Genomic DNA, 19,355 nt, shown 5'->3' with positions numbered 1-19,355 from the left:
TTATATGGAATTTTTCCATAAATTTGGAAAAATTACTACTAAACATACCACCCATGTCAACACAGACCATCGCTTTACATCAAAAAGTCCCTGAAAAAATCATTAAGCATTCCTTGAACAATAAACTTGAAGTAATTCATAGTTTAGAAAAAAAGTTGAATGAAAAGGGATATCACTTTTTACAATCCCAAACCATAGGAAGATATCACTTCGACTTTTTTTGTCCTAAACTCCGTATTGCTATAGAGATTGATGGCTACGCTCACGAGTTTACAGATATTTACAATCTGGATGCACCTAAAAAATTGTTTATTTCATCGTTAGGAATAACTGTCTTACGATTTACTGATCATCAGGTATTGGTAGATATTGATGAAATCTTGAGAACGATCAGACAACAAATAAAATCTTCGAACACGCCTTATGTCGTTTGATCGCATCAAAGAAAAACTCTCTATTCTAGCAGACGCGGCAAAATATGATGTTTCGTGTGCCAGTAGTGGAGGCAAGAGAGCGAACACCAACAAAGGCTTAGGAAACAACACAGGCATGGGTATTTGCCACAGCTATACCGAAGATGGTCGCTGTGTATCGCTATTAAAAATATTAATGACCAATCATTGTATTTATGATTGTGCATATTGCGTGACCAGAAGAAGTAATGACATAAAAAGGGCGGCTTTCAAAATTCAGGAAGTAGTAGATCTTACCATCAATTTTTATCGACGAAATTATATCGAAGGGTTGTTTTTAAGTTCCGGGATTTTCAAAAATGCCGACTATACCATGGAACGCCTAATTCGGGTTGCCAAAAAGCTTCGATTAGAAGAAAATTTCAACGGATACATTCACCTCAAATCCATACCAGGAACCAGTGATGAGCTCATGCGCGAAGCGGGTTTGTATGCCGATAGATTAAGCGTAAATATTGAAATCCCCACTATTTCTGGATTAAAACTGCTAGCTCCAGAAAAGAAACATGAGGATTTTATTAAACCTATGAATAAGGTAAGTACCGAAATTACCAAATACCAATCTGAACGAAAAATCATTAGAAGCACCCCCAGATACGCTCCAGCCGGACAAAGTACCCAAATGATTATAGGAGCGACGGGAGAAAGTGATTGGGACATTATTCGATCTGCTACATATTACTACAAAAAGTTTAATATGCGTCGTGTATATTATTCTGGTTACGTACCTGTTTTATCTGATGCTAGATTGCCATCTTTAGGTTCTCAGGTCCCTATGCTTCGTGAAAACAGATTATATCAAACCGATTGGTTACTTCGGTTCTATGGATTTTCTGTTCAGGAGATCGTTAATTCCCAACATCAAAACCTGGATCTGGATATCGACCCCAAATTAAGTTGGGCCTTAAGGAACCTTGAGCACTTCCCTATTGATGTCAACACCGCGGATAAACGCATGTTGGCAAGAGTACCAGGAATAGGGATGACTTCGGTTTCAAAAATTATTCAGGCAAGAAAATTTAGACGACTTAATTGGTCACACCTGAAAGCTATTGGTATTGCACTTAATCGGGCCCAATACTTTATTGTTTGTGATTCAAAAGACTTCTACACCAAAGAATATGCTCCGGAAACCCTGAAGCAAAAAATACTTAAAAATAGCAGTACAAAGTATAAAAAGTATTTTGATGGACAATTAAGTCTATTCTCCTAAAAAAGATCGAAGCTTATGAATCCAACTACAAATTTACAATACGACGGAAGTTTTGATGGGTTCTTAAGTTGTGTATTTGTCGTATACGAACAAAAAATCTCAACTCCGACAATTCAAAAAGAATTTCAGAGTAATGCTGATTTTTTTGCCACCATCGAAACTGTATTTACTGATGCGGAGAGAGCCAAAAGAGTATGGAAAGCGTTTTGCAAGAAAACAACTCCTAAAGAGCAAAAAGATGTCTTCAAGGTTTTTCTGAGTGAAATTAAAGGGGTAGAGAACACATTATTGAGGTACATGCAGCATACTTTTAAAAATGACCCCTCTAAAGACATTGATTTCAGTAATAAAGATATTCTCAAAATTAGTCAGGTAGCACGAATGGTTGATCGGGAAAAACATAGAATGGAGGCTTTTGTAAGATTTCAATTGACCACCGATCAAATTTATGTTTCAACGGTAGAGCCCGACTTCAATGTATTACCATTAATCATCAACCATTTTAAAGATCGATATGCAGATCAAAAGTGGTTAATTTTTGATATGAAACGGAAGTATGGAATCTTTTATGATTTAATTTCGGTAGACACCATCACTTTTGAGGATAAAGAAGAGCATATACTCAAAAAGATATCAGACAACTACGATGATAAAGAAAGTGAATTCCAACAATTATGGGATACCTATTATAAAAATGTAAATATCAAATCCAGAAAAAACACCAAACTTCATCTTCAACACCTCCCCAAAAGGTATTGGAAATACCTAACTGAAAAAAAACCTCAATAATCTTCTTTTCTACTCTATTTACAAGAGTTTACTCGTGAAAATGCCTCAAAAAACAGGCTGTTTTAATCATAAAGTGTGGATTTTTTACCCACCAATATTTTCAAAAAAACGAAATAAAACACTATGTTTGACGTTAAAGTAACCAATTAACTATATCTATTTATTATGAAAAATTTTTTTCTAGGAGCTTTGGCTCTAATGTTCGCTGTATCGGTAACATCTTGTAGAGAAACTGCTAATAAAGCAGAAGAAGCTGCAACTGAAGCTGCAACCGAGGCTACTGAAGCTGCAACTGAGGCTGCTGGTGAAGCAGTTGAAGCTGCAAAAGACGCTGCTGATGAAGCTGTAGATGCTGCAAAAGATGCTGCTGATGAAGCTGTAGACGCTGCAAAGGATGCTGCTGGCGAAGCTGTAGACGCTGCGAAAGACGCTGCAAAAGAAGGTACCGAAAAAGCATCAGATGCGGTAAAGGACGCCTTAAAACAAAAACAGTAATTACTGTTATAAGATTAAAACGAAAGCCATCTCACATTGAGATGGCTTTTTTATTTTCATTCCAACCATTGGATCTTGTTTGCTATAGGTTCTCTTTTCGATTCTAAAGGTTCTTGTTTGTCATAGTTTCCAACATAAAACAATCCTAGACAACGTTCTCCTTCTTCAAAGTCAAAAAATTCTCCTAGATAATCAATCAGTTTTGGGCTACTCCAATAACAGCCCACCTCGTGAGCAGCACAGGTCAGCCACATATTCTGCACTGCCATAGCCGTTGATGCTACCTCTTCCCACTCCGGCACCCTTTCTTTCAAATCTCTTTGCATGCATATCGCTATGATAACATTGGCAGATTTGCAATTATTAATAATTTTTTTGTGTTTAAAAGGTGAAAAATCAATATCCGGAGTAATATCTGTGTAGGTATCTGACAAAAATTTTCCTAATCGATCTTTGGCCTCTCCTCTTAACACCTTAAATCGCCAAGGTTCGGTTAATCGATGTGTAGGAGCCCAGTTCGCATTTTCTAAAAGTTCATTGACTAGCTTGTCTGAAACTGGAATATTATTATATTGTGCAGGAAAAACGGACCTCCTGTTTTTAATAAGTTCACTAATATCCTTCATACAATTTTGTTTTCTGTAAAGTTACCACTATTATTTAGACCAATTCTAAAATACTTAGTTAAATACCCATTGTGAATCCAAAAGTTAGACTAAACATTCCTGAACAATTAGATGACCTATCACTTTCTGGCAAAGCACTTGATGACACTTTATCCAGCCTAGGAACCATCAATTCGATTTTTGGAAATCATCGACAGCTAACCCGATCAGTATTGAAGTATTGCAATGGTAAGAAGTACAAAGAGAACATTCGTATCGTTGACTTGGGCTGTGGTGGTGGAGACAGTTTACATTACCTGTCCAAAAAACTACGACAAAAGAATATTGACGCATCATATACGGGAATTGATGGAAACCCTAAAAGTATCGAGTTTGCTAAAAAAAATACCCCCGCCAAACTTCAATACAGTTTTTGGTTGCCGATATCCTCTCTCCTACATTTGAAATTCCAGAATGTGATATCTTAATTAGCAGTCATTTTATATATCATTTTGATAATCAAAAACTTGCAGATTTTTTGAAAAAAATTCAGTCAAAAAACGTAAAACATATTATTTTTAGTGAGTTGTATCGAAGTCCTACAGCTTATGTTCTCTTTAAAATTGCTAGCCGTCTTCTCCCCATTTCAGAAATGGCAAAAAAAGATGGATTACTCGCAATTCAAAGAGCATTTACCAAAAAAGAACTTGAAATGATCATTCGGCAAGGAAACGTAGAAGACTATATTGTGCGGAAAAAACCTTTTTTCAGAATGATCGCAACCCTTGATCTACCCTCATAAACATGAAACAATTTTTAGCAACTCAATTACAAACTCTGAAAAGCACTCCTAAAACACTTTTACTCACTTATATCGTGATATATTTCGGTTGGGGGTTAGGTATGAATCAGTTTGGTGCAGAAATGGAAATTGCCCGATTTTCGTATTGGTGGCAAGTCATAACGTGTTATATTTTATATATGGTGCCCATTTCTATACTGCTCAAAGAATACAGTTTTTTTCATCAATACGCATACGGGTTGGTTGCTATGGGTATTTTAGAATTTTTGGGATATTGGTTACAAACCTCTTATGCTTATCCAAACAACATACTGGATCAACTATTTAGCCCACAAAACTTCAGTTTAGGAATGGCCTTATTTTTTGCATTGTATTTCCCTGCCGGGAATTGGTTGGTAGCCAAAGTACACCGACTTATTTTTTAGGAACAAGAACAAATTGTTGTTTGCCTTGCTTTTTTACTCGGTATCTACTGGCGATATCACCAGCACCTTCTACATCCCAGGTATCATCGATATAATCAATCCAATCCTGACGATCTACAATGGCATTATCCAAAATAGCATCGGTTAGCTTGGCTTTATCAAATTTAGCCCCCCATAAAGTAGCTTCAGAAAGATCTGCTCCTGTAAGGTCTGCTCCGTACAAATTGGCATGGGTAAGATCTGCACTTAAGAGCTCCGCTCTTTTAAGGTTTGCCTGATGTAGTTTAGACCTTTTTAGATTCGCATCCGAAAGATTAATTTTACTCATTTCCGCTTCCTTAAGTTCTGCTCTTTCGAGATTAGAAGCAGGCATTTGTGCTTCAGAGAAATTCGCATAGTTTAATCGTGCGTATTTCAGGTTAGCCCCAGAACCTAAATTTACTTTTTTAAGATAGGTATAGTCAAAATCTGCAGAGTTTAGGATATCCTGTGATGATTCTGCTCCCAAGTCACTTTTCAAAATACTGAATAGTAATTGACCTCTTTCTGGACTGACTGGTGTTTCGATCAGTTCACCATCTTCTATAAATTGATAAGGTTTCATGGCCATGCATAATCCAATAATTCGAGCTTCTAGAGTCTTACTAATATTACGGCCACCAGATCCTTTGTATTTTAATTCTTCATTCAGATCAGCCAATACATCCCCCATTACAAAAACCAAAGAGGATCTTCTATCTGCCTCGACCAAATTATTTTGACTGGTGATCAGTTTATTCTGATTGACTAATAGTTTGGTTTGAAAAATTAAAACCGCAGCAGGAATTACTCCTACCATAAACGCAAACAATCCTATACGAGTAACTCTCCATATCACACTAGAAGAAACATCAGAAACTGTATCTACAGATACCGTTTTATACTCTTTATACTCATTAATTGCGTTGCTAATGCTCTTTTTAAGACGTTTCCCAAAGAGTGGAGTACTTGATTTTTTGAGCAACCATAGCCTAAATCTTTTCTTCTTTTGCTTTCCTTGATTGATCTTATCAAGTTTATCCTGAAGAATCTTGTTTTCGGTTTTTAACCTTTCGATATATTCTTGTTCGTTGTTCACTTGTCTAGGGGATTTGGATTTTAAACGCTTAAGATATAAAAGATATTATGACATAAAAAAAGAAAGCCTGATTTATCATGGATAAAAAAGGCTTTCTTCAAAACATAAAGGCATCCAACAAATACTGAGCTTAATTTAAGTACGTTGAGATATCACTAGCGATATCTTCGACCAGTGAGGATTTTTCTTCTTCATCAATCTGATTCACAATTTTGATTAGTAGATGCACATATCCTTTTACATATTCCCTTTTAAGCTCGTCACTCACATACTCTTTACCCTCAACCACAATGAACGTAATCAGGTTTCGTATAATCAATCTTATTTCGGCAATGCTCAAACCCTCTTTCATCTTGTTGATTTTTAGAACTTTCCGATGGGAAATGCGGTTAAGAGGTATTAAAGTACTTTTGAAAACCATAAAAAAAGAAATTGAGTCCTAATTAATCTACGATTTTCGATAAAAAACACATTTCATCGTTTTTTGAGGAATTGACATTTACCCTTCTTATTTATTACTTTTGTAATAGATCCAACCAAATACAAAGCTTCTATGAAAAATGTATTTTTTTATAGCATACTCATTTTATTGACTTTTATTTCCTGTGGTAAAAACGAAAAAGGAACTACCTCAACCTCCTCGTCTGCAGAAGAGGAAGCTGGTGTAGTCATCAAAGACACCTTATTTTATCTGTATGAAACCACCGCTCAATCTTCGGATCAACAAGAGGTAAACCTAAATGTCATCTATCGATTTATCGTAAAAGGAGCCGCCGAAGAAACTATTGAAGAAAAAACTATAGAAGATCTTAATGCCACTGAGATCAAACCCGCAGTAACCGAATATCTAAGAAAACTGATCAAAAAATATCCCAAAGCCGATTTAAGAACACTAAAAGATCAGGTTGAGTTGTCTAAAATCAACAAAAACTTAAGCAATAAACATCCGGTAGAAATCATAAGTCTCAAACCCACCGTAAAGTTTAAAGAACTCATCATTAAATAGATAACTTTTATCTATAGTATTAAGAAGTATATACAACCAAAAAGCCCTGAGAAAACCTCAGGGCATATAAGGACTTTGAATACGGAATATCTTTGGCTAATCCCAATAATCAAAATTTCCCTTATTGCAAATTAACAAAAAGCACGCGTCAAAAGCAAAAAGTGCTTAAAAATACCCCGTTTTTGTTGCAAAATTGACAATTTTATAAAGAACAGGATCAAATTCCCCAGTATCTCCTATTCTCAAAAATTATATTCTAATGTTGCCTTAAGAAAGAACGGTGTCCCTGGAGTAAAATGAATTTCTTCGAAAGATTGAGCTTCATTTTGTAAACGGGATTCAGTAGCAAATTGAGTTTCATTCCATTCAACATCAAATAGGTTTTGTATTTGAATCCCTAAACTGAGTTTATCCCAACGGTACCCTGCACTTAGATCAGTAACGGTGTAACCTTCTGCCAAAATAGAGTTGTCCTCATTTGCAGGACGATCATTGATATGCCTTACGTTAATATTGCTAAACAATCCTGATTTGTGAATAATACTAAGTCCACTAGACAAGGTAAAGTCTGGTGCCAGTGGGATATAATCTTGACCTGAAGGTTCTTCGATAGATCGAGCATATGTATAATTGGTATCCAAATTCCAAAATAACCATGGCAAAATCTGGTATCGATAACTAAGCTCTATTCCCTGGCGTTCGGTTTCTCCACTAGGTTCCACAATACCCGCATCTCCCACGTAAACAAACTCTTGTTCTAAGTACAAATACCAATACGCAACATTCAATAGCATTTTGGAAGTAGGTTTCCAAACAAATCCTACATCGGCACCCAACGCAGATGGTAGTATCGTTTCTCCTTGCTGAGCAACCACCACTCGTGTATCATTAGAGTGAAATCCTTTTCCGGCCTTTGCATAAAGTTGTAATCGCTTTGATGGATTGTAAAACACATTTAACCTTGGGCTTACAATTGCCTTGGTCTCTTCTTGAGTTTGGTAGGCATCTAACAACCTGTCGTTATACTTAAAATCAAAATAATCAACCCGTACGGAAGGATTAAACGTCCACTTATCAAAATTAATATTTGCACCCAGATAGCCTGCAACATTAGTTTCGTTGATATCTCCCAACTGGATTTGCTCCAAAGTTCCCGTTCGATTTAAAGTACGTGATAATTCATTGTCCTTGCTCTGATCATTTCTTAAGCTAATTCCGGCTTGCCATGTTCCTTCTAATTTATCTGTAGAAAATGATCTTTGGTATTCACTATTCAACCCAAAAATATTTCTATCCTCCTTTTGTCTGATCTGGTCTCCGTTTACAGGATCTTCTAAGAAAAAAGTAAAATTGGAATACAATTCAAAGTCATAAGCACTCCAATATAAATTACTCTTCAACGTAGATTTCTCATCCAAAATCTTATCGTAATTCATAGAAAAATTGGTACGAGAGGTATTTCCTCCTTCTGTGTCATCAATGGCTCCAAATCGAGAAATTAAGCCACTGTCTACTGCTCGTTGCGGAATTTGCCCGGATGCATCCCACTCGCTTGTAAAGTGAGAGATGGTAAAGCCCAATTTATCATATTCGCTAACAAAACCCGTATACTTTCCAAAAACATTAATTCTATCAAAGTTTTGCGGACTGTCAAAAAAACCGTCTGTAGATAGATATTCTGAAGCTACATAGGCATTGTGTTTTGCAGTATTCAATACATTAAACATTCCTAAAAGACGATAGGTATCAAATTGCCCTCCTTCTAACTTGATGGTACTATTACCTAAGGTTTCTTTGGTTTTAAAATCTACATATCCAGCGGTAGTGAAATTTCCTTTGTCCTCATAATAAGGTCCTTTTCCAAAATCCACATTTTCGATAGTCTCAGGAATTACAAAATGCAAGTCGGCATATCCCTGCCCATGAGCATGAGACACCATATTTACCGGTAGCCCATCAACGGTAAGATTAATATCTGTCCCGTGATCAATATCAAAACCACGTAAAAAGATTTGTTCTGCTTTTCCCCCACCTGCATGCTGTCCAATAAATAAACCAGGAACTTTTCGCAAGATATCCTGGGAAGAGTTAACCGGAGTTGTTTGTACATCAATATCACTAATTAGTTGAAGAGAATTTACCTCTGGAGTGATCACCACCTCGTCCAAATTAATAGCTGCAGGGTATAACACAATCTCCAAAGGAATACCAGGATCTTCTATAACCACTTCTTCTCCTTGGTATCCTACACAAGAAAAGATTAAGGTATCTCCTACGGACACATTTTTTAAGCTGAAACTACCATGTATATTAGGATGTGTATGTTTGTCCGTTGCTTTGTTTAATATATAAGCTTCTTTAAGAGGCTGTTGGTTTTGATTTACCACCTTTCCCGTTAGAATTTGAGCCTGAATCGAGTGATTAAGGAATAAAAGTAAAATGGATGAAAAGAGTAATTTCATTTATAATCTCATTTAAGGTTTGTTTATTAAATTTGGGGCCAAATGTAGAGAATCCTTTAATGCGACGATATCGCATTAACAAAATTATAAGTTTAATTTCACACTCTATAAAAAGCTCCTTCCACAACAGGTAAATTTTGTTTTTACCATGGTTGCATGATTATATACGAGAAAAAAGAAAGTTGGTTTTTACATTTACACAGATTATGTAAATTCGTGTTACAATAAAAAACTCTTCTTAATCGAGGAAACAAAAAAAGCCCCGTAAATATTTCATTTACGAGGCTTTTGTACTGAAGGCGGGACTTGAACCCGCACGGACATTACTGTCCATTGGATTTTAAGTCCAACGTGTCTACCAATTCCACCACTTCAGCATGGACTTTATGTATATCTCAGAGCGAAAGACGGGATTTGAACCCGCGACCCTCACCTTGGCAAGGTGATGCTCTACCCCTGAGCTACTTTCGCAATCTTTAATGAACGTCGCAATTCGTTATTGCGGATGCAAATTTAATACAATTCTAATAATACCAAAGTCTTTTTAGCAAAAAGAATAAAAAAATTTACACTTGAGAAGCTTTCTTCCTGGTTAACATGCGTTTAATTTCATTAAGCTTCATCAAAGCCTCAACAGGAGTAAGCGTATCGATGTCAATATCTAGAATTTCTTCCTTAATTTCTTCAAGCAAGGGATCATCCATATTAAAGAAACTTAACTGCAACTCATCTTCCTCCTGTATTCCTTTAATTTTATCAGTAAGCTCTTCACTACTATGCGACTTTTCGAGCTTTTTAAGCATCTTATTTGCACGATGCAGTACTTGCTGAGGCATTCCTGCCATTTTAGCTACATGAATCCCAAAACTATGCTCACTGCCTCCCGGAACTAATTTTCGGAGAAACAGGACCGTATCTTTTAACTCTTTGACAGCTACATTATAATTCTTTATCCGACCAAAAGTCTCACACATCTCGTTCAACTCGTGATAATGGGTTGCAAACAATGTTTTTGGACGCGCGGGATGTTCATGCAAAAATTCACTAATCGCCCAGGCAATAGAAATCCCATCATAAGTACTGGTTCCTCTACCAATCTCATCGAGCAATACCAAACTTCGATCAGAAATATTATTCAATATACTAGCCGTTTCATTCATCTCTACCATAAAAGTAGATTCTCCCATAGAAATGTTATCACTTGCCCCTACTCTGGTAAAGATTTTATCGACTACACCTATTTTTGCCTCTTCTGCAGGAACAAAACATCCCATCTGTGCTAACAAAACGATCAGCGCAGTTTGACGTAAGATCGCAGATTTACCACTCATGTTAGGTCCGGTAATCATTATGATTTGCTGCGTATCTCGATTTAAAGAAACATCGTTAGCGATATAAGACTCTCCCGGTGGTAACTGCTTTTCGATAACAGGGTGGCGTCCATTTTTGATCTCCAAATCAAAATGATCATCAATCAACGGTCGAACGTAATTATTTTGTTGCGCCAATAGAGCAAACGAGCACAAACAATCCAATTGACCGATTAAGGCTGCATTTAATTGCACAGGCTTTATGTATTCGTTCATCCAAATCACCAGATCATTAAACAGCTGCTGTTCTAGCGCTAAGATTTTTTCTTCAGCACCAAGAATCTTGGCTTCGTACTCTTTTAACTCTTCGGTGATATAGCGTTCTGCACTTACCAGAGTTTGTTTACGTATCCAGGTATCCGGCACCTTATCTTTGTGCGTATTTCGTACTTCAATGTAATATCCAAAAACATTATTGGATGCAATTTTTAAAGAGGTGATTCCGGTAGCTTCAGACTCGCGCTCTAACATCTTGTCCAAATAGTCTTTCCCAGAAAAAGCAATTGTTCTTAGTTCATCCAATTCATCCAAGTATCCATCGGCAATGGTATTCCCTTTCAGCACATTTACCGGTGCTTCTTCATTAAGAGTTTCTTTGATTTTGGAACGCAACAATTCGCAATCATTAAGGGTGTCTCCTATAATTTTTAGCGCTTCATTATCGCTTGCTACCGTCTGCGCTTTAATCGGCACAATAGCTTCCAAAGAGTTCTTGAGTTGAATTACCTCTCGCGGATTTACCTTTCCGGTAGCCACCTTAGAAATTAAGCGTTCGATATCTCCTATTTGCTTAATCTGATGTTGTATTTTTTGATGCAGTGAAGGAGTATCTAAAAAGTATTGTACCACCTCATGCCTTTTTTGTATTGCACTTACATTTTTGAGCGGTAAAGCTAACCACCTTTTTAAGGTACGCCCTCCCATTGGAGAAATCGTTTTATCAATCACATCCAACAAAGTAACTGCATTGGCAGCATTTGCATGGTACAACTCAAGGTTTCTGATGGTAAAGCGATCCATCCAGATATATTGATCCTCTGCAATACGCTGGATTGCGGTGATATGCTGTAATTTGTGATGCTGCGTTTCTCCCAAATAATGCAGAATAACTCCTGCAGCGATGATTCCCTCTTGCAAATCCTGCACTCCAAATCCTTTCAAGGATGCAGTACCAAAATGATCATTTAGGGTATCGGTTGTATAATCGGTTTTGAACACCCAATCTTCGAGAAAAAAAGAATGATGAGATTCGCCAAAATCATTGTAAAAGTTTTTCTTCTTTTGCTTAGCAACCAACACCTCGCTGGGGCTAAAATTTTGGATAAGCTTATCAATATGCGCAACATCTCCCTGAGCGGTCAAAAATTCTCCCGTAGATACATCCAGAAATGCAATCCCAAGCTCCTTTTTTCCATAATGAATGGCGCTCAAAAAGTTGTTGGTTTTACTTTGTAACACCTCATCGTTGAGAGCCACTCCTGGAGTTACCAATTCTGTAACCCCTCTTTTTACAATTGTTTTGGTTTGCTTAGGATCTTCGAGCTGATCACAGATAGCAACGCGTTCTCCAGCCTTTACCAATTTGGGCAAATAGGTATTCAACGAATGGTGTGGAAATCCCGCTAATGCCGTTTCCTGCTCGCTTCCGTTTCCTCTTTTGGTTAAAACAATATTGAGAATGGCTGCTGTTTTGATCGCATCTTCTCCAAAAGTCTCATAAAAATCTCCTACTCTAAATAATAATAATGCATCAGGGTATTTTGCCTTGATCGCATTATATTGCTTCATTAATGGAGTTACTTTCTTTCCGCTCTTTCCTGCCATTCAAAATTGTAATTATGTGAACCATGCTAAAGTAGCTATTCTCCATTTTTTTTGAAATATCCCTATAACGAGTTATTCAATTTTATTCACAATTCGTTTTCTCTGCTATCCATGATTACATCTAACGAATAAATAATATTTTTGCAGGGATGAAAAACAGAAAACTAAAAAACCGCGAGCTTGATCGCAAAACCATAGAAGAGTTTAAATCTTCGGACAAAACTCCATTGATCATCATCTTGGACAACATCCGGAGTCTGAATAATATTGGTTCCGTTTTCAGAACAGCAGATGCCTTTCTGATCCAAAAAATATACCTATGTGGTATTACCGCCACTCCACCGCATAAGGACATTCAGAAAACAGCTTTGGGAGCCACCGATACCGTGAGTTGGGAATACCACAAGGACACTATAGAATTGATCACTTCCTTGAAATCGCAAGGCATCAAAATACTGTCTATAGAGCAAGCAGAAAACGCAGAAATGTTGGATCAATTTATCCCAGAAACTGATCAATCGTATGCTCTTGTTTTTGGAAATGAGGTAAAGGGGGTCCAACAAGAAGTGGTTTCGGCAAGTGATACTGTACTCGAAATTCCACAATTTGGAACCAAACACTCCTTAAACATTTCGGTAAGCGCAGGAGTGGTAATCTGGGATTTGTTTTGTAAGTTTAGAGTGAACTAGAACACTCACTCATGAAATACAGCACACCATTCATTTGTCTCTTCTCTTTACTTCTTTTTCTTGTAAACAAGAAACCAAACCCTTAGAAGAGTCTGAGGATCAACAACTACTAAACAGAGCTAAAGAAATACACAGTAAAGTGATCACTCTGGATACCCACTGTGATATCAATGTGAAAAATTTTACTCGCACAACAAACTACACACAAGATCTAAACACCCAGATCACCTTGCCCAAGATGGACAAAGGAGGATTAGATGTAGCATGGTTAATCGTGTACACGGGTCAAGATTCTTTAACCGCAAATGGTTATAAAAAAGCCCACCAAATTGCAATGTCAAAATTTGACGCCATTCACAAACTCGTAGATTCTATAGCTCCAGATCAAATGGAATTAGCACTTACTTCTGATGATGTTCGTAGCATCCATAAAAAAGGGAAAAAAGTAGCGATGATCGGTATTGAAAATGGTTATCCTGTAGGAACCGATATTAACAATGTAAAGAAATTCTATGATCTTGGTGCTCGATACATGTCGCTCTCGCATAACGGGCATAGTCAGCTTTGCGATTCGAATACCGGAGAAGCAGATGATGTATGGCTACATAATGGCCTGAGCGAACTGGGCAAAGAAGTGATCGCAGAAATGAATAGGTACGGAATGATGATCGATGTCTCTCACCCTTCAAAAGAATCCATGCGCCAAATGATCGAACTCTCTAAAGCTCCTATCATTGCCTCTCACTCTTCGGCAAGAGCGCTTTGCGATCATAGCAGAAATCTTGACGATGAGCAACTCGAATGGCTCAAAAACAATGGTGGTGTTGTGCAAACTGTAGCTTTTTCTTCGTATTTAAACACAGAAAAGTTTGAAAAACGAGTGATAAAAGACGTGGAAATAGCAAAACAGATCGCGGATTCTATGGGAGTAACCTGGCTAGAACGCGAGGAAGTAATGAAACTGAGTAGCGAAGAAAAAGAAAAATATTATGACTTTTTAGGAACGATGGCAGCGGTTCGACGAGCAAAAGTAAAAACAATGAAAGATCTTCCTCCTGCTGTAGATGTGGCTGATTTTGTAGATCACATTGATTATTTGGTCGAGAAAATCGGGATAAACCATGTAGGTATTAGCTCTGATTTTGATGGCGGTGGCGGTATCGAAGGATGGAGCGATGCTTCAGAAACTTTTAATGTCACTCTAGAATTGGTAAGACGAGGATATACAGAAGAAGAAATCGAAAAGCTATGGAGCGGCAACTTACTTCGTGTTCTGGACGAAGTGCAAACAGTAGCCCAAGAGCTTCAAAAAAGCTAATCGCAAATCTCTTGTAGTATTTTTACAAAATCCGTTCGATTTTCCACAAAATCCAGTTCGGAAACATCAATGATTTTTACATTAAAATCAGTACGAGATTTAATAAATTGCAAATACCCCTGGTTGATTTTATTCAAGTATTCTGGCGGGATCTTTTGCTCATAATCTCTACCTCTATTTTTGATATTTTGTAATAGTCTTTCGGTATTTTGATAAAGGTAAATATACAAACCGGGCTTCACTAGATTGCGATACATGAGGTCAAATACTTTCTTATACAAAGCAAATTCATCATCCTGCAAAGTAACCTTAGCAAAAATTAATGATTTAAACACATCGTAATCACTAACCACAAAATCACTAAAAAGATCAAATTGTGCAATATCGTCCTGAAGCCGTTGATAGCGATCCGCAAGAAAAGACATCTCCAACGGAAAAGCATATCGTTCCATGTCTTCATAAAACTTAGGAAGAAATGGATTATCTGCAAATCGCTCCAGAATCAACTTTGCATTAAACTCCTTAGAGATCAACTGTGCCAAACTTGTTTTACCCGCTCCAATGTTACCTTCAATAGTGAGGTATTGAAATTGAGACAAATTATACGCATTCTTTGGAGGAATTATCTTTTCTGAAACTTGTTCGATTTGTGAATCATCGTTTACTTCTTCAAGCAGCTTAGCAATGCTTTTTTTGTAAACAGGATGCACTGCATTATCCGCAATATCTGCCAAAGGTTCCAAAACAAACTTTCGATCTTGCATTGCAGGATGTGGTACTTGAAGATGTTCGGTTTTTATGATCCCTTCTGAGGATAGCAAAATATCCAAATCAATGGTTCTTGCTTGATACCCTTTTTGATCTGCTGCTCGATTCCTCCCCAATTCCGTCTCTATCTTTAATAACAAATCTAGAACCTCTTGGGTGGTGTAAAAAGTATCTACAGTAATGCAAGCATTATAAAAATCCTCACTATCAAACCCCCAGGAAGGTGTTTGATACACGTTTGAAATAGCGATAACATTGCCGATAGATTCAAAAATAGCATCTACGCCTTTTTGAAGAAAATCAATACGATCTCCTATATTACTTCCTAATGATATATGAACAAGATGTGATGTTTTCAACAGCAGAGATTTATTAATCTAAGAAGAACTCCTTATTTTTAAGGCAAATTAAGCAAAACAAAATCACTTCATGCTACTATTGCATGAAGTATTATTAACTATTTTATTTTGAACGAAACTATATTAAATCCTAAAGATAAACGAGATGCTTTTAGGATTTACCTTATTCTCGGGGCATTATTCATCTCCTCTTTGGTAGCGTCTAATTTAATTTTTCAGAAGTTTTTTTATTGGGATTTTTTTGGGATCTATACTTTTGAGGTTTCTGTGGGTATCTTGCCATATCCCATCACCTTTTTGATTACGGATATCATAAGCGAAATTTTCGGAAAGAGAAAAGCCAATCAAATCGTTACTGCAGGAATATTTGCTTCTTTCTTTTCCTTACTCATTGTTTCGGTATCGGGAGCTGTGCCAGCTACGTCCTGGTCTCCTATCGATGACCAAACCTTCAAAACTGTTTTTGGTGCTACTGCAATAGCCGTTTTTGCCTCGATGATGGCTTATCTTTTTGCTCAATATGTCGATATCCAGATTTATCATTTTTGGAAAAGATTTACCAAAGGAAAACATTTATGGTTGCGCAATAACTTCTCTACTTTTTCTTCTCAATTGATCGATACAGCAACGGTATTACTTTTGTTATGCTCCACAGGCATTATAAGTTGGGACCGTTTTGGACTACTATTGCTCAACGGTTTCCTTTTCAAAATTTTGGTGGCTGCCTTGGATACACCCCTTCTATATGCTGCGGTTTATTTTTTACGTAAGCGATTTAAGCTAGGTGTTGGTGGTGAAGTAGAGTTAGAAGTATAAAATCTAACAAATAGTTAACTTTAAAAAAGCAACATAGTATCTTTGTAAACCGTTATTTTATACGGCTCAATTATCTAATTACATGAACGCATGAAAAAAGCCCTAAAAATATTCGGTATCGTCATTCTTCTCGGCATTATTGGAATTATTGCCATACCCTTTTTATTTAAGGGAACGATACAAGACAAAGTACGCTATCTTATCAATCAGCACGTAAATGCAAAGGTCGATTTTGCTAATATCGATATTAGTTTGCTTCGCAGTTTCCCTCAGGCCTCTGTAGTCATAGATGATCTATCGGTGATTAATTACGCACCTTTTGAAGGAGATACCTTGGCCTATTCAAAACGAATAGCACTGGATATGGCCGTTAATGAATTGTTCAAAGACGCTACAGAACCGATTAGTGTTCAAAAGATAATTATCGATGAAGCCAATATTGCTATCAAAACAGATTCTCTGAGTCGTTCTAATTTTGATATTGCCAAGACTGAAGGCTCTCAAACCGAAGAAACGCCTACAGAAGATGGCAGCTCTTTTACTTTTGCGCTAGAACATTATGAGATTAATGATGGTAAGATTTTATATCAGGATGATGTGAGTAAAACACATCTGCTTATGACACATTTAAATCATAGCGGTGATGGTTCTGTTTCTGGAGAAAAAGTAATTTTGGATACAAAAACCAGTTCTGAAGTCTCTTTTGGGTTAGATGACACGCAATATTTAGACAAAAACAAGGTACAACTCGATGCGCAACTAGAACTAGATTTAAAAAATCAAAAATATACCTTCAAAGAAAACAAAGCATTGATCAATAGATTACCCTTAGAGTTTGCCGGGTATGTGCAAACTTCCGAAAAACATACTGATGTAGATCTAAGTTTTAAAACACCAACTTCGGATTTCAAAAACTTCTTGGCGGTGATCCCAGAAACCTATGCCAAAAACCTGGACGGAGTAACTACTAGTGGTGATTTTTCAATTGATGGTATGATAAAAGGAAAAGCAGATGACACCTATATCCCAAAAATGGATATTAAAATTGTATCTCACAACGCTTCTTTTAAGTATCCTGACTTGCCAAAAGGTGTAAGCAACATTAACATTGACACGCAAATAAAGAATGAGACAGGACTGGTTGATGACACCTACATCCAAATCGGAAATCTAACTTTTAAAATTGATCAGGACACTTTTGCTGCCAAAGGGAGTTTACGAAACCTTACTCAAAATATGATCGTAGATATGGCAATGCAAGGAACTTTAAATCTTGCTCATCTGGATCAAGCATATCCTTTGGAATTGGAAGAAAAAATCAATGGTATTGTTAATGCCAATATTCAAACCCGTTTTGATATGGAATCGCTGGAAAAAGAGCAGTATCAAAATGTCAAAAGTTCTGGAACCGCAAGTATATCTGGTTTTTCTTATGCTTCTGAAGAGCTTCCTAATACCATCAATATTCAAAATGCAGATGTGAGCTTCAATCCTCAAACCATTTCTTTAGAAAAAATGGAGGTCACTACAGGGAAATCTGACCTTTCTGCCAAAGGAACCATTGACAATCTGATGGGGTTCTTATTTGCCAAACAAGATCTGAAAGGAAATTTTGATGTTTCTTCAAACACTTTTGCGGTTAATGATTTTATGATGCCAGAAACCGGTACTTCAGAAACTGAGAACACCAACGAAACAGCTTCCGAGGATGAAACCATGAAAATCCCTTCTTTTTTGGATGCCACACTTAATTTTGACACCCAAAAAGTGATTTATGATAATTTGACCTTATCCAATGCCAAGGGGACTGTAAAAATTAAAGATGAAACCGCGTATTTACAAAATGTAACTTCGAATATTTTTGATGGCGGTTTAGCCTTCAATGGTAATGTGTCCACAAAATCTGAAGTTCCTGTTTTTGATATGGCCTTGGATTTAAGTAAAATTGATATCGCACAATCTTTCAATAATCTCGAGTTAATTAAAGGATTAGCCCCAATTGCACGTGCCCTTACCGGAGATCTTACCACTCAAATTAATTTAAACGGAAAATTAAATAGCGATCTTACTCCTGTGCTCACTTCTTTAAAAGGGAAGGCATTGGCAGAAATCCTAAATGCAAAAGTATCTACTGCCAAAACACCATTATTATCAGAACTGGATGGTAAGATGAACTTTGTACAACTAGACAAGCTGAATCTAAAGGATATCAAAACCAATCTTAGTTTTGAAGATGGAAACATAAAAGTAAAACCTTTTGATTTTGAAGTAGAAGGTATTAAAATCACTGCTGGAGGAAACCACAGTTTTGATCAAAGCATGAGCTACAACTTAACGCTTGATGTTCCTGCAAAATACTTTGGAAATGAGGTTAGCGGTTTATTATCGCAACTTAACCCAAAAGAGGCGAACGCTGCAACTGTGCAACTCCCTGTTGGCATATCCGGAAATTTCACAAATCCTAAAGTAAACCTAGACGCCCAACAAGGTATCAAACAGTTTACACAAAACCTGATTAGCAAACAAAAAGATAAGGCAAAAGAACAACTGGTAGGACAAGGGAAAAAAGTAATTTCAGATCTTTTGGGAGGTTCAAAAAAACAAACCGACTCTACACAAACAAAAACCAATACAGAGGACGCCCTTAAAAACACAGCAAAAGATATTCTTGGCGGCTTTTTGGGAAAGAAAAAGAAAAAAGACAGTACAAAGACTGGTAATTGATTTCGTTATAATAGCGATATAACAATACCTCTTTTAGATTGAAAACATTCTCCCAATAATCTGATTATTGTGGATAACTCTTGTATGCTGTAAACAATAA

General features: G+C 36.8%; 18 protein-coding genes and 2 tRNA genes. 12 read left to right on the top strand and 8 right to left on the bottom strand.

What is annotated here, in order from left to right:
• The first annotated feature begins 53 nt into the window (after positions 1-53).
• From AC0L3Q_RS04365 to AC0L3Q_RS04350, 4 genes are all read left to right on the top strand, one after another.
• Positions 54-434, top strand: a complete 381-nt coding sequence (locus AC0L3Q_RS04365) for an endonuclease domain-containing protein (protein WP_473285465.1) — start codon at positions 54-56, stop codon at positions 432-434.
• Positions 424-1,686, top strand: a complete 1,263-nt coding sequence (locus AC0L3Q_RS04360; protein ID WP_473285463.1) for a putative DNA modification/repair radical SAM protein — start codon at positions 424-426, stop codon at positions 1,684-1,686. Before AC0L3Q_RS04365 ends, AC0L3Q_RS04360 begins: the two co-directional genes overlap by 11 nt.
• Before the next feature lie 15 nt (positions 1,687-1,701).
• Complete coding sequence (locus AC0L3Q_RS04355) at positions 1,702-2,475, top strand: TIGR03915 family putative DNA repair protein (RefSeq protein ID WP_473285461.1); 774 nt, start codon at positions 1,702-1,704, stop codon at positions 2,473-2,475.
• Positions 2,476-2,640: 165 nt separating this feature from the next.
• Complete coding sequence (locus AC0L3Q_RS04350; protein ID WP_473285459.1) at positions 2,641-2,970, top strand: hypothetical protein; 330 nt, start codon at positions 2,641-2,643, stop codon at positions 2,968-2,970.
• A 56-nt stretch (positions 2,971-3,026) separates the two neighbouring features.
• Here the strand turns inward: AC0L3Q_RS04350 and AC0L3Q_RS04345 are convergent, their stop codons facing one another.
• The gene (locus AC0L3Q_RS04345) at positions 3,027-3,596 is read right to left on the bottom strand and encodes a nitroreductase family protein (RefSeq protein WP_473285457.1); all 570 of its coding nucleotides are present in this window, start codon (positions 3,594-3,596) and stop codon (positions 3,027-3,029) included.
• 71 nt (positions 3,597-3,667) lie between these two features.
• On the opposite strand from AC0L3Q_RS04345, the gene AC0L3Q_RS04340 reads away from it, so the two are divergent.
• Genes AC0L3Q_RS04340 through AC0L3Q_RS04330 form a run of 3 tightly spaced genes read left to right on the top strand, consistent with a single transcriptional unit; the run spans position 3,668 to position 4,802 of the window.
• Entirely contained in the window at positions 3,668-4,063 is a 396-nt protein-coding gene (locus AC0L3Q_RS04340) for a methyltransferase domain-containing protein (RefSeq protein ID WP_473285455.1), read from the top strand.
• Between the two features lie 50 nt (positions 4,064-4,113).
• Entirely contained in the window at positions 4,114-4,377 is a 264-nt protein-coding gene (locus AC0L3Q_RS04335; protein ID WP_473285453.1) for a hypothetical protein, read from the top strand.
• Positions 4,378-4,379: 2 nt separating this feature from the next.
• A complete protein-coding gene (locus AC0L3Q_RS04330; RefSeq protein ID WP_473285451.1) occupies positions 4,380-4,802 on the top strand; it encodes a hypothetical protein in 423 nt (140 codons plus the stop codon).
• On the opposite strand, the gene AC0L3Q_RS04325 is transcribed toward AC0L3Q_RS04330, so the two are convergent.
• Together AC0L3Q_RS04325 and AC0L3Q_RS04320 are read right to left on the bottom strand one after the other, a co-directional pair.
• Positions 4,792-5,919: a pentapeptide repeat-containing protein gene (locus tag AC0L3Q_RS04325; protein WP_473285449.1), complete on the bottom strand. Its 1,128-nt coding sequence runs from the start codon at positions 5,917-5,919 to the stop codon at positions 4,792-4,794. The genes AC0L3Q_RS04330 and AC0L3Q_RS04325 overlap by 11 nt on opposite strands.
• A 130-nt stretch (positions 5,920-6,049) precedes the next feature.
• Positions 6,050-6,271: a hypothetical protein gene (locus AC0L3Q_RS04320; RefSeq protein WP_473285447.1), complete on the bottom strand. Its 222-nt coding sequence runs from the start codon at positions 6,269-6,271 to the stop codon at positions 6,050-6,052.
• 201 nt (positions 6,272-6,472) lie between these two features.
• Here AC0L3Q_RS04320 and AC0L3Q_RS04315 point away from each other — a divergent pair, with 201 nt between their 5' ends.
• The gene (locus tag AC0L3Q_RS04315) at positions 6,473-6,925 is read left to right on the top strand and encodes a hypothetical protein (RefSeq protein ID WP_473285445.1); all 453 of its coding nucleotides are present in this window, start codon (positions 6,473-6,475) and stop codon (positions 6,923-6,925) included.
• Between the two features lie 242 nt (positions 6,926-7,167).
• Here AC0L3Q_RS04315 and AC0L3Q_RS04310 read toward each other — a convergent pair whose 3' ends face one another.
• From AC0L3Q_RS04310 to mutS, 4 genes are all read right to left on the bottom strand, one after another.
• Positions 7,168-9,387, bottom strand: a complete 2,220-nt coding sequence (locus AC0L3Q_RS04310; protein ID WP_473285443.1) for a TonB-dependent receptor — start codon at positions 9,385-9,387, stop codon at positions 7,168-7,170.
• Between the two features lie 291 nt (positions 9,388-9,678).
• Positions 9,679-9,764, bottom strand: a tRNA-Leu gene (locus AC0L3Q_RS04305).
• A 22-nt stretch (positions 9,765-9,786) separates the two neighbouring features.
• Positions 9,787-9,858, bottom strand: a tRNA-Gly gene (locus tag AC0L3Q_RS04300).
• A 95-nt stretch (positions 9,859-9,953) separates the two neighbouring features.
• Positions 9,954-12,581 (bottom strand): DNA mismatch repair protein MutS, encoded by a 2,628-nt coding sequence (gene mutS, locus AC0L3Q_RS04295; protein ID WP_473285441.1) that lies wholly within the window; start codon positions 12,579-12,581, stop codon positions 9,954-9,956.
• Positions 12,582-12,730: 149 nt separating this feature from the next.
• Between mutS and AC0L3Q_RS04290 the strand changes: the two genes are divergently transcribed.
• Together AC0L3Q_RS04290 and AC0L3Q_RS04285 are read left to right on the top strand one after the other, a co-directional pair.
• Complete coding sequence (locus AC0L3Q_RS04290) at positions 12,731-13,270, top strand: RNA methyltransferase (RefSeq protein WP_473285439.1); 540 nt, start codon at positions 12,731-12,733, stop codon at positions 13,268-13,270.
• 34 nt (positions 13,271-13,304) lie between these two features.
• Positions 13,305-14,588 carry a dipeptidase gene (locus tag AC0L3Q_RS04285; protein WP_473285437.1) on the top strand — a complete coding sequence of 428 codons (1,284 nt, stop codon included), beginning with the start codon at positions 13,305-13,307 and terminating at the stop codon, positions 14,586-14,588.
• Here AC0L3Q_RS04285 and folK read toward each other — a convergent pair.
• Positions 14,585-15,715 carry a 2-amino-4-hydroxy-6-hydroxymethyldihydropteridine diphosphokinase gene (folK, locus tag AC0L3Q_RS04280; RefSeq protein WP_473285436.1) on the bottom strand — a complete coding sequence of 377 codons (1,131 nt, stop codon included), beginning with the start codon at positions 15,713-15,715 and terminating at the stop codon, positions 14,585-14,587. The two genes, AC0L3Q_RS04285 and folK, sit on opposite strands and share 4 nt — an antisense overlap.
• Before the next feature lie 108 nt (positions 15,716-15,823).
• Between folK and AC0L3Q_RS04275 the strand changes: the two genes are divergently transcribed.
• Together AC0L3Q_RS04275 and AC0L3Q_RS04270 are read left to right on the top strand one after the other, a co-directional pair.
• Complete coding sequence (locus AC0L3Q_RS04275; RefSeq protein ID WP_473285434.1) at positions 15,824-16,531, top strand: queuosine precursor transporter; 708 nt, start codon at positions 15,824-15,826, stop codon at positions 16,529-16,531.
• A gap of 90 nt (positions 16,532-16,621) precedes the next feature.
• On the top strand, positions 16,622-19,255 hold the full coding sequence (locus AC0L3Q_RS04270; protein WP_473285432.1) for an AsmA family protein: 2,634 nt from the start codon (positions 16,622-16,624) through the stop codon (positions 19,253-19,255).
• Positions 19,256-19,355 lie beyond the last annotated feature (100 nt).

It is taken from the genome of Aquimarina sp. KJ22-3, assembly GCF_055808215.1.
This window is presented reverse-complemented; position numbering and strand designations above follow the sequence as displayed.

Bases quoted from the DNA above. Each gene is read 5' to 3' on its own strand.
- AC0L3Q_RS04365 (WP_473285465.1), top strand. From the start codon at position 54: ATGTCAACACAGACCATCGCTTTACATCAAAAAGTCCCTGAAAAAATC.
- AC0L3Q_RS04360 (WP_473285463.1), top strand. From the start codon at position 424: ATGTCGTTTGATCGCATCAAAGAAAAACTCTCTATTCTAGCAGACGCG.
- AC0L3Q_RS04355 (WP_473285461.1), top strand. From the start codon at position 1,702: ATGAATCCAACTACAAATTTACAATACGACGGAAGTTTTGATGGGTTC.
- AC0L3Q_RS04350 (WP_473285459.1), top strand. From the start codon at position 2,641: ATGAAAAATTTTTTTCTAGGAGCTTTGGCTCTAATGTTCGCTGTATCG.
- AC0L3Q_RS04345 (WP_473285457.1), bottom strand. From the start codon at position 3,596: ATGAAGGATATTAGTGAACTTATTAAAAACAGGAGGTCCGTTTTTCCT.
- AC0L3Q_RS04330 (WP_473285451.1), top strand. From the start codon at position 4,380: ATGAAACAATTTTTAGCAACTCAATTACAAACTCTGAAAAGCACTCCT.
- AC0L3Q_RS04320 (WP_473285447.1), bottom strand. From the start codon at position 6,271: ATGAAAGAGGGTTTGAGCATTGCCGAAATAAGATTGATTATACGAAAC.
- AC0L3Q_RS04315 (WP_473285445.1), top strand. From the start codon at position 6,473: ATGAAAAATGTATTTTTTTATAGCATACTCATTTTATTGACTTTTATT.
- AC0L3Q_RS04310 (WP_473285443.1), bottom strand. From the start codon at position 9,387: ATGAAATTACTCTTTTCATCCATTTTACTTTTATTCCTTAATCACTCG.
- mutS (WP_473285441.1), bottom strand. From the start codon at position 12,581: ATGGCAGGAAAGAGCGGAAAGAAAGTAACTCCATTAATGAAGCAATAT.
- AC0L3Q_RS04290 (WP_473285439.1), top strand. From the start codon at position 12,731: ATGAAAAACAGAAAACTAAAAAACCGCGAGCTTGATCGCAAAACCATA.
- AC0L3Q_RS04270 (WP_473285432.1), top strand. From the start codon at position 16,622: ATGAAAAAAGCCCTAAAAATATTCGGTATCGTCATTCTTCTCGGCATT.